The following is a 13388-nucleotide window of genomic DNA, read 5'->3' on the forward strand; positions in this document are numbered from 1 at the left end:
GAGTTTGGAAAATTTTAGCCGAATAAGAAAATCACTACCAAAACCTCTCCAATGCGAGGTGGGAAGAGGGAGCTCGATTGGCAGTAGAGTTCTGCAAATCAAACTTCGCTATGCTCGTTTTCTTTGGAACTCTTTGCATAAGACCTGCAGCGAAATCAAAGATTTCGGCTAGGGCTTTAACAAGGGAGGAAACTGCGAGTCTCGAAGAGAAAACCGCAGGTTTTTTCGAGAGACGTTAATTCCCTCCCTCTCCCTCGTAAAAAAAGAATTGAAGAAGAAAGAATAAGTTTTAAAGAAGTGGAGGATATTTATTTATATTTATTATTTTACATTTTTGTATTAAGTAGGTTAAATATAGGTCAGATCCTTCGACTACAAAGGCTAACGCCTTTTCCGCTCAGGATGACTGGAGGGTGTGGGGTGACTGTATTCCTTTATTTTTTCCTCAAAATATTTGTGTTTGTTACTTCTCATTTAAACAAAAACTTAAAACAAAAAAAGGAAGCGTGTGCTTCCTTTAAATCTTTTCATCTATTCTTCACTCAACCCGCCTTTATATAGATTTGCATAGACTCCATTTTCTTCCATCAAATCTTCGTGGCGACCTCTTTCTATGATTTCTCCATGTTCTAGGACCATGATGGCGTCACTATTTCTTACTGTTGATAGTCTGTGGGCGATTACAAATGTGGTTCGTCCCGTCATGACTTTATCCATAGATTCTTGCACAAGCATTTCTGTTCTTGTGTCTATGGATGAGGTTGCTTCGTCAAGGATTAATACTGGTGGGCCCATGATTTCTGCTCTTGCTATGGAAAGTAGTTGGGCTTGTCCTTCTGAGAGTCCTGTGTCTGTTCCGCTTATTACCGTGTCGTATCCTTCTGGTAGAAGGGTTATGAAGTGATGGGCTTGGGTTCTCTTTGCGCCTCTTACTACTTCTTTGTCGGTGGCGCTTGGATTTCCAAATCTCAAATTATCTTTTATACTTCCTGTGAATAGGTGGGTGTCTTGAAGCACCATTCCCAGTGATCGTCTAAGATCTCTCTTGTCGATTTCTTTTATATCGATTCCGTCAAAGGTTATCTTTCCCTCCCATATATCGTAGAATCTATTGACTAGGTTGGTGATGGTGGTCTTGCCTGCTCCTGTTGAGCCGACGAAGGCTATCTTTTGTTCTGGCTTTGCGTATAGTGATATATTTTTAAGCACTGGTTTGTTTTCTTCGTAGCCAAAGGTTACATCTTCGAAGATGATTTCTCCTTTTAATTCTGTGAATGGATCTTCTTTTCTGTCGTCCTTCCATGCCCAGTGACCTGTCTTTTCTTTTGTTTCTTTTAATTTATTTCCATCTTTTTCAACTCTTACAAGTTTTATATGACCTTTGTTTTCTTCTGATACTTCATCCAGGAGTTCGAAGAGTCTGCCTGCACCTGCTAATGCCAATAGGAATTGGTTTATCATTTGAGATAGGTTTCTCATGGGTCCTCCCAATGTCCTTGAAAGTTGTAAGAATGTGGCGATCATGCCGACGGTGATTCCTCCTGTTTCAGAGATGGCTAAGATGCCTCCAACGATGGCGATGATTGCGTATTGGAAGTTGAAGATAAAGAATGTTATAGGCATTAAAAACAGTGAGTATCTGTTGGCGTACATGGTGCTCTCGAATAACCTATTATTTATTTCTTTAAATTCTTCTACGGTTTTGTCTTCGTAGGAGAATACTTTTACTACTTTTTGGCCATCGATATATTCTTCTATATATCCATTTTCTTCTCCTAGAGTTTTCTGTTGCTTCATAAAGAATGTGGAACTTTTCGATCCTATTGACTTCATGATTACAAACATGAGGACGATGCAAAGTACCACTATCAGTGAAAGTATCCTCGATTCAATAAGCATGACTATAAATATTGAAATGACTGTTAAGATCGATGAGAACACTGAAGGTATGTTGGCTATTGCCTGCTCAACGGCTTGTATATCGTTTGTAAATACTGACATGACATCGCCGTGACTCTTCTTGTCGAAGTACTTAATTGGCAGTATTTCCAGGTGGGTGAAGAGTTCTTGTCTTAGGTTGTAGCAGGTGTCTTCTGTTACATAGACCATGATCATTTGGTAGATGTAGTTTGCGATTACTCCTGCATAAAAGACTACTCCCATCTTTATTATGACTTTTAAAAGTGGTCCAAAGTCTGGGTTTGTCATTCCGATCATCGGTGTTATATAGTTGTCGATGATGGTCTTTAAGAATAGGGAAAATGACACCGTTGATATTATGGATATTATGATTAAGAAGAATACCAAGATAAATCTCGAACCGTTGTGTTTCAAAATGTATTTTAATATTCTCTTGCCGTCATTTAGGCTACTTTTATCGATTGATTTTTTATTTTTCTTCATCGAAGTCACCTGTTCTTTCTTGAGAGGTAGAGATTTCACTATAAATTTTTGAGTTTTTAAGAAGCTCCTCGTGAGTTCCTATGCTTTCGATCCTACCTTCGTTCATTACGACGATTCTATCGCAGTATTTAAGAGTGTTGACCCTTTGAGAAATTATAATTCTAGTCATATCTGGAAGGTGTGCCTTTAGACTCTCTGTAATATTTCTTTCTGTCTTTGTATCAAGTGCTGATGTTGAGTCGTCAAGAATTAATATTTTAGGTTTTTTAAGAAGGGATCTTGCGATGGTTAGTCTTTGTTTTTGTCCACCGGAGAAGTTGGCTCCGCCCCTTTCAACCTTCATGTCAAGGCCACCCTTTTCCATTATGAAATTATATGCGTCTGAAATCTTAAGGGCTTCGTACATTTCTTTGTCTGTTGCCTCTAAGTCTCCAAAGTTTAGATTGGATCTAACCGTGCCGGAGAAGAGTTGATTCTTTTGAAGTACCATTGAGATAGAGTCGCGGAGTTCTCTTAAATCATAATCTCTTACATCAATGCCACCGACTTCTATGGAGCCGCAGCTGACATCGTAAAGTCTTGGAATAAGTTGCACCAAGGTGGACTTAGATGATCCAGTTCCTCCGATGATGCCCAGATTTTCTCCTGGATTTATCTTTAGGTTAATATCGCAGAGGGCATATTTATTTTCTTCATCATCTCTATTACTTTTTTCATCTGCATTTGTGTTATCGTAGGAAAAACATACATCCTTAAATTCTATGGTGTAGTCTTCTACTTTTTTCTTGGATTTGCCTGAAACGAGGCTTACTTCTTTATCTAGCACTTCTATGATTCTATCTGCAGAGTTACGAGATAGAATTATCTGACTTATTACCATTGCAAAGATCATAAGAGATATTTGAATTTGGAATGAATAGGTCACAAGGCTCATAAGTTGTCCTGTGGTTAAGCTACCTCCCACCACGAATTTCGATCCGACCCAGGAGATAATAATACAGATGGTGTAGATCGTAAAATTCATAAATGGCATAAGTGACATAAATCTCTTTTGAATGTAGATATATTTTTCATAAAGGAATTTTGAAATCTCTGTAAATCCATTTATCTGTTCTTCTTCTCTCACATAGCTCTTAACCACTCTTATTCCAAGCAGATTCTCTGAAACGAAAGTGTTAAGCCTGTCCACACCTTTAAAAATCTGTCTAAATGTTGGATAGACGGAAATCATAATGTAGAAGACGAATATTCCGATTAGAGGAATGATAAATAAAAAGTATCCCGCCAAATTTCTATTAATTTTAAATGCCATTATAAATGCAAACACAAGCATAATTGGCGAACGAATGGCGATTCTAATACTCATTTGAAAAGACATTTGAATATTTTGCACGTCTGTTGTAAGTCTTGTAACGAGGGAACCCTTTGAAAAAGAATCTATATCTCTAAATGAAAAAGACTGTATCTTTTCATAGAGTGCTTCTCTAAGATTTTTAGAAAGTCCTGCACTCGCCTTGGTTGCAAGGTATCCAGATGTAATACCTGCTCCAAAGGATAGAAGTACATAGATCACTAGTAGGATTCCAGTTTTTATAATTACGTCCCTATCTTTTAAAATAATCCCTTGATCCACGATGATACTCATGGTGTATGGGATTAAGATGTCCATGATAACTTCTAAGGTTACAAAGATTGGACTTAAGAATGCATATATTTTAAAAGATTTGACGTAGGACAATATTTTTTTAATCATTTTTCACCTTTTCTAATTTATTTTAGATCAAAATTGGTAATTTATATCCAGAAGGGGTAGAATAATATTAACGGAGGTATAATATGAACAAAGAAGTTAAGAAAGAAACACTTAGTCAAGATTTAGTAGGTAAAACTAAAGCTAACCTTGAACAAATGAACGAAATCAAACATGGAGACAAAGCAGCTTCTGATATCTACGCTAAGAGCGAAGGTAAAGATCCAGAAACTGGAGTTGAAATCCCTACTGAAGAATCTGTTGAAGAAGCTAAAGAATGGGTTGACAACCAAAACCGTATGTAAAATTTAAAATTTACAAAATAAATTAGAGACGAAGATTCGTCTCTAATTTTTATTTAATTAATTTAATCTTTCTTTTAAAAATTTGATGATATCCATGGATTCGTACATAGGTTTAGAGTCGATAAATAGACAAGGAACCTGTCCCTTTCCTCCAACTTCTACGAGAGTATCTCTAAACTCTGGATTTGCTACAATATCTTTTAGTTCCACATCATCGATTTTATTCATTTCCATAAACCTTAGAACTTTTTGGCAATAAGGACAAGATTCTTTATAAAATAATTCTAACTTCATTTAATCACCTCTTAATTTAATTACCCGACTTTAAAAACCGCTAAACAAAGTAAATTTATAATAAACAATTGTAAGAATCTAAAATTTATAAATATTATTTTTAAAATTAAATTTTCAATTACTATTATAAAATTTATTTACAATTTTATTTGAAACATAGGATAGAATCATTCCCATCACTACACCAAAAGCCACATCAGAAGGATAGTGGACAGTGAAATAGATGCGAGAAGCCGAAATAATCGCAGCCACTATAAAAAACGGAAGACTCTTAAAAACTTTTGTAAAATGGATGGATCCAGCTACTGCAAAAGCTCCATAGGTATGCCCCGATGGAAAAGAAAAATCTGTCAGTGGTTTTATCTTCAAGGGAAGATTTAATCTATCGTAGGGTCTAATTCTTGCGATGATCGGTTTTAAGATTAAATTTCCAAGAATTCCACAGAAAATTAGAGAAAGAAGTATTATAGCTCCGGTCTTTCTAGTTTTTTTAAAGAATAAAAATAAAATTCCAATCAAAATATATAAGAATCCGAAATCGCCAAGATGGGTAAAGAATTTAAAAAAATAATCCAGCGGCACACATTTAATCTCGGACATAAAATTTATAACATTAATATCTAAGTTCATAGTTTCACCTCATCGTTATATTATATAGGATAATTAAAAAAATTGTCACTTAGCTATTATAATTGATTTGCGGCAAAATAATAGGACATCGGAGTAAAGATTGACAAGCTAAAATAGATAATATAAAATTAGTATAGTTATTCTTCAGGGCAGGGTGGAAGTCCCGACCGGCGGTAAAGTCCGCGAGCGCAAGCTGAACCTGTGTGATTCAGGTACCGACAGTACAGTCTGGATGATAGAAGAGAGCCCCTGAAGCAGTGGGGCATTTTTTATGCCCAAGCAAGGGAGGAATTATGAATAACACAACAAGAAGAGGAATTAAGACAAGAAACATCACGAGGGTAGGAGTCCTATCTGTAATGGCATTTATACTTATGAATATAAAGATGCCACTTGCATTTATAGCACCTGCATTTATGAAGCTGGATATCTCTGATGTACCTGTGCTTTTAGGAGCATTTACCATGGGACCAATCTATGGAGTAATCATTGCAGCGATTAAAAATATTTTAAATATTATAATCACAGGCACAGACACAGGAATGGTAGGAGAGCTTTCAAACTTTATAATCGCATCTGTATACGCGATTACAGCTTCAGTATTCTATAGAAGATATAGAACCTTTAAAGGCGCTATACTTTCACTTGTACTTGGTATAGTTCTTATGACTACATCTGCATTTATATCAAATTACTACTTTATATTTCCGCTTTACGCAAAGATTATGCCAATGGAAGCAATAGTAGCAATGGGAAGTAAAATATTTCCAAAGGTAACAGATTTATTTACAATGATGGTCTACTGTATAATTCCATTTAACATCATCAAAGGATCTATAACAGCAGTGGTAACAGTCCTACTCTACGAAAGAGTAAGACCAGCACTTAAAGATTCATAAAAAATTAAACTTCGAGAGATCGAAGTTTTTTTACTTTAAATTTAAAGAAATAAAAAGCAAGGAAAAAGGCGCCTTGCTTTTTTGATGTTTTTAGTTTTCTAAAAAGATTAAAATAAAAAGATAGCTAGAAATTCTAGCTATCTTTAAAAGAAATTATATTATTCTTCTTCTTTTGCTTTAGTTTCAGCTACAGTTGGAACTTCTGCTGATACTTCTTCGTCAGTTTCTTCAAGATTTTCTTCTTGTGGTTCAGATAGAACTGCTACAACTTCTTCTGGATCTACGTGGATGTGAATCTTTTCATTTCCTGCGATATCTAGATCAGCAACTGTCATGTTGTCGCCAATTTGCATGTCAACTACATTTACAACTGCTTCTGATGGAAGGTCTCCTGGTAGACATTCAATTTCAATGCTGTCAATAATTTGCATGATAACTGATGGTTGAGCCTTGATGTTGTCTCTTCCTTCTAGAACTACTGGAATAGTAACTCTGATCTTTTGAGTCATGTCGATTAGGTATGCGTCAAAGTGTAGGATTTGATTCTTAAATGGATGTTTTTGGATTTCTTTGATTAGAAGGTCCTTTTGTGCTCCGTCTAAATCAGCTTTGAAAATGTTTGAAAGACCGTTTTCTTCATAAGCCTTTACTAAATCTTTTTCAACTACAGTTATTGAAACTGCTTCTTCTCCCTTTGAGTAAACAACTCCTGGAACAAGTCCTTCTTGTCTAAGTTTGTCTACTTTATTTTTTCCGTGTTGATCTCTTTTTTGTAATTTTAAAATCATAAAATTCCTCCTATTTATTTAATTATACCAGAACCTAGGCATATTTCTCCAGAATAAAACACAGCTATTTGTCCTGGAGTTACACCTTTTAATGGTTTTTCGAGCTTAACTTTAAGTGTTTCGTCGTCTATTTTTGTTACAACCATGCCCACATCGGGAGCACGGTACCTAATCTTTCCTGTGCAGTTAAGTGGATAGTCTGGTGTTCCATTTATAAAAAATGGTTCTTCAACATAGAACTCATCTCTATATAATATAGGATTATCCACCCCTTGTGCAACTATTAATTCATTTTTTTCTAAATTTTTATCTGCAACGAAGAATGGTTCTCCAGTTCCAACTCCGCCGATGCCGATTCCTTTTCTCTGTCCAATGGTGTAGTGCATCAGCCCAGAGTGCTCTCCTAGCACGTTTCCAGCCTCATCTACAATCTTTCCTGGTTTTGTAAATAGAAATTTATCCAAGAATTTATTGAAATCTCTCTCGCCGATAAAACATACTCCAGTGGAATCTTTTTTCTTTGCAGTTGCAAGATTTAATTCTTCTGCGATCTCTCTAACTCTTTCCTTTTTTATATCTCCAATAGGGAAGATAGTTTTTTTAAGAGCTTCTTCTTTAACTCGAGATAGAAAATAAGATTGATCTTTGTTCTCGTCAACCCCGCGAAGTAGGTAGCTATGTCCATTCTCGTGTTTAACTCTAGCGTAATGACCCATGGCTATATAATCTGCACCAAGTTTTAAAGCAAAATCTAGAAATGCTTTAAATTTTATATTTTGGTTGCACATTACGTCGGGATTTGGAGTTCTGCCCTTCTTATATTCGTTTAAGAAATATGTAAAGACAGTGTCCCAATATTCTTTTTCAAAGTTAACAGTATAATACTTGATATCCAGCGCATTTGCAACTTTTACTACGTCTAGGTAGTCGTCAGTTGCTGTGCACTCTTCGTCATTTTCGTCCCAGTTTTTCATAAAGACACCTATGACATTGTAGCCCTGTTCTTTTAAAAGATAGGCTGCAACCGATGAATCCACACCGCCGCTTATGCCAAGCACTACAGTTCTCTTTTTATCTGTCAACCTTTCACCCCCTCAAATGTCATTGCAGTCATTCCTATACCTGTATGGACAGCGATGATAGGACTTAATTCTCCAATTTCAATTTGAAGGTTTTCGTCTCTTTTTTCCAAAGCTTCTTTAAGGGCATTTGCACCTTCAAGATTTGCACAGTGGAAAATAATAATTTTGTTAGATTTTTCATCTCTATTATTAAAATAGATATCTACTAATTTTTTGTAAGCCGATTTTAATCCTCTTGCCTTGTCGATAGGTTTTAATTTTCCTTCTTCGTCTATTTTAAGGATTGGTTTAATTTTTATTGCAGTCCCTAAGAAGGCTTCTGTTGCAGAGAGTCTACCGCCACGTTTTAGATGCATAAGATCTTCAACGATAAATATAGTAGCTACATTATCTACAAGCTTAGCTAGATCTTTTGCATTTTCTACTAAGTCCATGCCTTTATCTAAGTTTACTATGGCTCTATGGAGTAAAATTTCCATTCCCCAGGTTGCATTCTTAGTATCTACAACTTCTATCTTTCTATCTGGAAACTCAGCTTCAAGGGCATCCTTTGCGTTAAGTGCCTGTAGGTACTGTCCGCTAAGTCCTGATGAAAATGCCACATATAGAATGTCCATACCTTCTTCCAATGGTTTTCTAAATGTTTCTTCAAATTTAAATTGATTTACCATCGTGGTAGACATGTCGGAAGTTTTTAATTTTTTTAAAAATTCTTCCTTAGACATTTCGCTATAATCTAATGTATGTGTATAGACTTTTTCGTCTATGATAAATTCCATAGGAATAATTTCGGCTCTACTTAGGTCGCTTTCGAAAAAATCTCCAGCTACATCTGAGTAAATTTTGTACATATAACACCTCTATATACATAATATCTATTTGTTGAGTAAAATTCAACATAATGATACAATTATAAAGGTGATATTATGAAGAAAATTATATTAATGATTATATTTAGCCTATGTTTAGTAGGCTGTTCAAATGAAAAAGCTTATGAAAAGTATCAAACTGAATTCTATGATTGTTTCGATACGATTATAGACGTGGCAGTCTACGCACAAAGTGAAGAAGAAGGTAATAGGGAACTTGAGTTAATAAAGAATGAATTTATTAGACTTCACAAGTTATTTGACAGATATAATAGCTACGAAGGTGTGGTTAACTTTAAAACTGTAAATGACAATGCAGGTATAGAACCTGTAAAAGTTCCTGACGAAGTATTCAACTTGATGAAATTTTCCATCGACTCTTACAACAATATTTCTCACAAAGTAAACGTAGCAATAGGTCCGGTGGTGGACGTGTGGACTGAGTATAGAGACCTCTATGAAGGAGGAGCTACAAAAGAAGAAGTAACAGCTAAGCTCGGCTCACCACTTCCAACTAAAGAAAGACTAGAAAGTCTAAGACCACTACTAAAAATGGAAAATATTGTTATAAATGAAAAAGATAAATCCATCTACCTAAAAGAAAAGGGAATGGAAGTGGAAATGGGATCAGTTGCAAAGGGATACGCAACGGAACTGGTAGCGCAATACGCAGAGAAAAATGGAGTTAAATCTGCAATTATATCTGCAGGTGGAAACGTAAGAATAATCGGTAAACCACTTGTGGAAGGTAGAGACACATTCTTAGTTGGAATTAGAAACCCAGACGCAGAAGAAGGAGAACAAAATTCTGTACAAGCAGTGCTTGCAGTAAATGATACCTCTGTGGTAACCTCAGGCGACTACCAAAGATACTTCGATCTAGATGGAAGAAGATACTCTCACATCATAGACCCAGACACACTATATCCAGACACATTATTTAAATCTGTAACTATAACTAATAAAGACTCTGGACTATGCGACTTTTTATCTACCGCATCTTTTCTAAGTACAAAAGAAGAAGCGGAAGATATGCTTAAAAAAGAAAATGCCGACGGATACTTCATCAATACAAATAGCGAAGTAAGTTACACAGAAGGATTTAAAAAGATATTAAAAGATTAGGACAACTATGAACAATAACTTAAGAGGGCTATTATTCCACATAATCGTAATAATAGCTACATTTGCACTCAGCTACTTTATAAATTTATCAGAAGATGTTAGAAATTTAATCTATGGAAATATGGTATTTAGAATAATAATAGTTATTTTGATACTGTATATGTACTTCCTTCTAGGTAAAGGCATGACGAAGAGAAGACCACCGATAGAAGATATACTAACTGGAAATTTAATAATATTTATTTCTCTTTTGTCTATTGGAGTAGCATTTTTAGGTCTTAGAGAAAAATTTTTAGAAGTAGGACCTGGGGATAGTTACTATAGATTTTTTATGGATATGTTCATGTATCCAGAGCTTTATATTTTGAAACTCATCGGATTTTATGAATATCTTGAAGCGATAATAGCTTCTGCATTTGTGCCAGGAATTATCTATTTCTTATCCATCAAAAAATCTAGAGCAGTTATAAAGAGAAAGAAAAGAATCGAAAGAAAGAGGATGAGAATAAATGAAAAATGATAAAATAAAAAACAAGACTCTCCTCAGAAGATTGCTCTTAGCATTTCTAATTCTAGTGCTATACTTTGGGGTTGACTACTACAACAAAACAGCAGCTGCTCCAACCTTTGAAAAGGTAAAAGTGACAAAGGTGGTAGATGGAGATACATTCTATGTCGGTCCAGACAAGGTAAGAGTCATAGGCATCAACACACCAGAATTTGGAGAAGAAAAGGAAGAATTGGGAGAAGAGGCAAAGATTAGAGCAGAAGAACTGATCTTAAATAAGACCGTTTATCTAAAAACAGGCAAAGAATTAGAAGATAAATACGGAAGAAACTTGAGATATGTCTTCCTTATAAATCCTAAAAAAGAAAAGAATGTCGACGAAAAAATGATAAGAGAAAACACCTTGGAAGGCATCCTTTTAAAAGAAGGACTAGCTAGATGCTATTTCTTTAAACCAAATAATGACTATGAAGAAACATTTAGAAAAATAGAAAAAGAAGCAAGAGAAAATAAAGAAGGAATGTGGAAGATATCTACAGAAGGGACAACAAGGGGGAACTGATGTATAAATACGATATGAAAGAACTCACAGCTATAGCAAAAAATATGCTCATAGAAAGAGGAATAGAACTAGAAAAAATCGCAGACGTAGTCTACGAACTACAAAAACCATATAACGAATATGTAACAAGAGAAATATGTCTTGAATCCATAGAAAGAATCTTGGAAAAGAGAGAAGTTGTCCATGTAATCCTAACAGGATTTCAACTGGATAAACTTGCGAGCGAAAAAATGCTCGATGAACCACTTCAATCAATAGTAGAAAAAGACGAAGGACTCTATGGAATAGATGAGATCCTACCCCTTGGAATCACAAATCTATACGGCTCAATAGGACTTACAAACTTTGGATATCTAGACAAAGAAAAAATAGGAATAATAAAAGAACTTGACGAGAGAAAAAAGATAGGAAGAGAAGTCACAACCTTCGCCGATGACATCGTAGCGGCAATCGCAGCAGCAGCGGCATCAAGGGTAGCCCACATGAATATACAAAAATCAAAAGAAAGTTGAGAAAATACTTAGAAATACTTGACAAATTGAAGTAATTAATATATTATTATCAAAGTGTTTTAAAAGCCCCGGAAAATTTTAAATCACAGGAGGACTCATGAATAACAAGAGTTTTATGGCAAAAGCCAATGAAATTGAAAGAAAGTGGTATGTTATCGATGCCACAGATAAAGTACTTGGTAGACTTGCAACAGAAGTAGCAACAATACTAAGAGGAAAACACAAACCAACATACACACCACACGTTGATACTGGTGACTTTGTAATTATAATTAACGCTGAAAAAGTTCGTCTAACAGGAGACAAATGGGATAAGAAACTTCACGTATACCACACAGGATATCCAGGTGGAAGAAAAGAAGTTGTTTACAAAGAACTTAGAAACAAACATCCTGAAAGAGTAATCGAACTTGCTGTTAAAGGAATGCTTCCAAAAAATAGACTTGGAAGATCTATGTACAGAAAACTTAAGGTTTATGCAGTGGAAAATCATCCTCACGAAGCACAAAAACCAGAAGTTCACGAATTTTAATTGGAGGTAGTTCATGGAAAAGCAATATAGAGGAACTGGAAGAAGAAAATCTTCTGTAGCTCAAGTAAGACTTGTTCCTGGAAATGGATCATTCACAGTAAACGGAAGAGATTTAGAAAACTACTTTAATTATGAAACGCTAATTACAGTTGCAAAATCTCCGTTAGAGCTAACAGAAACTACAGGCAACTTTGACGTAATCGTTAAAGTACACGGTGGTGGATTTACAGGACAAGCAGGTGCTGTAAGACACGGAATAGCAAGAGCACTACTAGAAGTAGATGCTGAACTAAGACCTGTTCTTAAAAAAGCAGGATTCCTAACAAGAGATCCAAGAATGAAGGAAAGAAAGAAATACGGTCTTAAAAAAGCAAGAAGAGCACCACAATTCTCAAAGAGATAATATCAAAAGCATTGGATTATATCCAGTGCTTTTTTTAGTGCAAAAATAAATGAAGACCAAAATTAATGGGACTTATTAAAGCCTTATTGTAGTTTGTTGTAATTAATGCGCACTAAAGATGATATAATACCTACAAGCAGATTTTTTAAATACTAGTAGAATCTGTATGCTATTTAAAAGGAAGGGAATAAAATGAAGAAAATATTTTTTAGAATTTTCTCAATAGTTATTATTTTAGTAGTTTTAGTTTTTATTCTTAGAATATATAATGACCATAAGTATAAAGATAACAATGCTTTTAAATTTCCTGAATATTATAAGGATGTAACTAATATAAGTCTATATCCTACAGATATTGATGGAGTTGATGTAACTTATGTAGATGAGGGTAGGATGCAAGGCTTTAGATTTACGCCTAAGGAAAAATTACATAAGGGTCTTGTAATTTGTTTTGGAGGTTCTGACGGAGGTCCAAATTTTGAAACTGCTAAAAGATTGGCTGAAGATGGATATGAAACCTTTGCACTATTTATGTTTGGAATGAAAAACCAAGAACAAACTCTTAGAAAAATCCCTTTAGAACAATTTGAAGATGTTATAAGTTATATAAATGAAAATATAAAAGACAATAAGCCGATAAGTGTTGTGGCAGCGTCAAAAGGTGCAGAATATGCCCTTAATTTAGCTAGCAAATATTCTGAAATAGATAATCTGATTTTGATGGCG

Annotated in this window: 16 protein-coding genes and 1 riboswitch; of the genes, 9 read left to right on the forward strand and 7 right to left on the reverse strand. The window is 34.9% G+C overall.

The features are described 5' to 3' along the window. Positions 1-531 precede the first annotated feature (531 nt). Positions 532-2403: an ABC transporter ATP-binding protein gene (locus HMPREF9225_RS03525; protein ID WP_008901568.1), complete on the reverse strand. Its 1872-nt coding sequence runs from the start codon at positions 2401-2403 to the stop codon at positions 532-534. Continuing rightward, a complete protein-coding gene (locus tag HMPREF9225_RS03530) occupies positions 2390-4156 on the reverse strand; it encodes an ABC transporter ATP-binding protein (protein ID WP_008901569.1) in 1767 nt (588 codons plus the stop codon). Before HMPREF9225_RS03530 ends, HMPREF9225_RS03525 begins: the two co-directional genes overlap by 14 nt. Before the next feature lie 83 nt (positions 4157-4239). Here HMPREF9225_RS03530 and HMPREF9225_RS03535 point away from each other — a divergent pair, with 83 nt between their 5' ends. Then, entirely contained in the window at positions 4240-4458 is a 219-nt protein-coding gene (locus HMPREF9225_RS03535) for a CDIF630_02480 family spore surface protein (RefSeq protein ID WP_008901570.1), read from the forward strand. A gap of 57 nt (positions 4459-4515) precedes the next feature. Here HMPREF9225_RS03535 and HMPREF9225_RS03540 read toward each other — a convergent pair whose 3' ends face one another. After that, the gene (locus HMPREF9225_RS03540) at positions 4516-4752 is read right to left on the reverse strand and encodes a glutaredoxin family protein (protein WP_008901571.1); all 237 of its coding nucleotides are present in this window, start codon (positions 4750-4752) and stop codon (positions 4516-4518) included. Positions 4753-4866: 114 nt separating this feature from the next. Continuing rightward, positions 4867-5382 (reverse strand): phosphatase PAP2 family protein, encoded by a 516-nt coding sequence (locus tag HMPREF9225_RS03545; protein ID WP_008901572.1) that lies wholly within the window; start codon positions 5380-5382, stop codon positions 4867-4869. A 136-nt stretch (positions 5383-5518) separates the two neighbouring features. Beyond that, positions 5519-5630: riboswitch (FMN riboswitch) on the forward strand. 45 nt (positions 5631-5675) lie between these two features. Between HMPREF9225_RS03545 and HMPREF9225_RS03550 the strand changes: the two genes are divergently transcribed. Further along, the gene (locus HMPREF9225_RS03550) at positions 5676-6281 is read left to right on the forward strand and encodes an ECF transporter S component (protein WP_008901573.1); all 606 of its coding nucleotides are present in this window, start codon (positions 5676-5678) and stop codon (positions 6279-6281) included. A 158-nt stretch (positions 6282-6439) separates the two neighbouring features. On the opposite strand, the gene HMPREF9225_RS03555 is transcribed toward HMPREF9225_RS03550, so the two are convergent. From HMPREF9225_RS03555 to HMPREF9225_RS03565, 3 genes are read right to left on the reverse strand one after another with little or no spacing between them, the layout of a single operon-like run. After that, on the reverse strand, positions 6440-7069 hold the full coding sequence (locus HMPREF9225_RS03555; RefSeq protein ID WP_008901574.1) for a 50S ribosomal protein L25: 630 nt from the start codon (positions 7067-7069) through the stop codon (positions 6440-6442). Positions 7070-7083: 14 nt separating this feature from the next. Then, positions 7084-8151, reverse strand: coding sequence for a tRNA 2-thiouridine(34) synthase MnmA (gene mnmA / locus HMPREF9225_RS03560; protein ID WP_008901575.1), 1068 nt, complete (start codon positions 8149-8151; stop codon positions 7084-7086). Continuing rightward, positions 8148-9002: a DegV family protein gene (locus tag HMPREF9225_RS03565; RefSeq protein ID WP_008901576.1), complete on the reverse strand. Its 855-nt coding sequence runs from the start codon at positions 9000-9002 to the stop codon at positions 8148-8150. Before HMPREF9225_RS03565 ends, mnmA begins: the two co-directional genes overlap by 4 nt. A 75-nt stretch (positions 9003-9077) precedes the next feature. On the opposite strand from HMPREF9225_RS03565, the gene HMPREF9225_RS03570 reads away from it, so the two are divergent. The 7 genes from HMPREF9225_RS03570 to HMPREF9225_RS03600 form a co-directional block, all read left to right on the forward strand. Beyond that, positions 9078-10145, forward strand: a complete 1068-nt coding sequence (locus HMPREF9225_RS03570) for an FAD:protein FMN transferase (RefSeq protein WP_008901577.1) — start codon at positions 9078-9080, stop codon at positions 10143-10145. Between the two features lie 7 nt (positions 10146-10152). Beyond that, positions 10153-10665 (forward strand): hypothetical protein, encoded by a 513-nt coding sequence (locus HMPREF9225_RS03575; protein WP_008901578.1) that lies wholly within the window; start codon positions 10153-10155, stop codon positions 10663-10665. Next, positions 10655-11215, forward strand: coding sequence for a thermonuclease family protein (locus tag HMPREF9225_RS03580; protein WP_008901579.1), 561 nt, complete (start codon positions 10655-10657; stop codon positions 11213-11215). The genes HMPREF9225_RS03575 and HMPREF9225_RS03580 overlap by 11 nt, the downstream gene beginning before the upstream one ends. After that, on the forward strand, positions 11215-11727 hold the full coding sequence (locus HMPREF9225_RS03585; RefSeq protein WP_008901580.1) for a phosphatidylglycerophosphatase A family protein: 513 nt from the start codon (positions 11215-11217) through the stop codon (positions 11725-11727). Before HMPREF9225_RS03580 ends, HMPREF9225_RS03585 begins: the two co-directional genes overlap by 1 nt. Before the next feature lie 97 nt (positions 11728-11824). Then, complete coding sequence (gene rplM, locus HMPREF9225_RS03590) at positions 11825-12259, forward strand: 50S ribosomal protein L13 (RefSeq protein ID WP_008901581.1); 435 nt, start codon at positions 11825-11827, stop codon at positions 12257-12259. 13 nt (positions 12260-12272) lie between these two features. Then, positions 12273-12662, forward strand: a complete 390-nt coding sequence (rpsI, locus tag HMPREF9225_RS03595; RefSeq protein ID WP_008901582.1) for a 30S ribosomal protein S9 — start codon at positions 12273-12275, stop codon at positions 12660-12662. A gap of 192 nt (positions 12663-12854) precedes the next feature. Next, a partial coding sequence (locus HMPREF9225_RS03600; protein ID WP_008901583.1) for a dienelactone hydrolase family protein occupies positions 12855-13388 on the forward strand: 534 nt, incomplete at its 3' end.

The sequence above is a fragment of the Peptoniphilus duerdenii ATCC BAA-1640 genome (assembly GCF_000146345.1).
GTDB lineage: Bacteria > Bacillota > Clostridia > Tissierellales > Peptoniphilaceae > Peptoniphilus_B > Peptoniphilus_B duerdenii.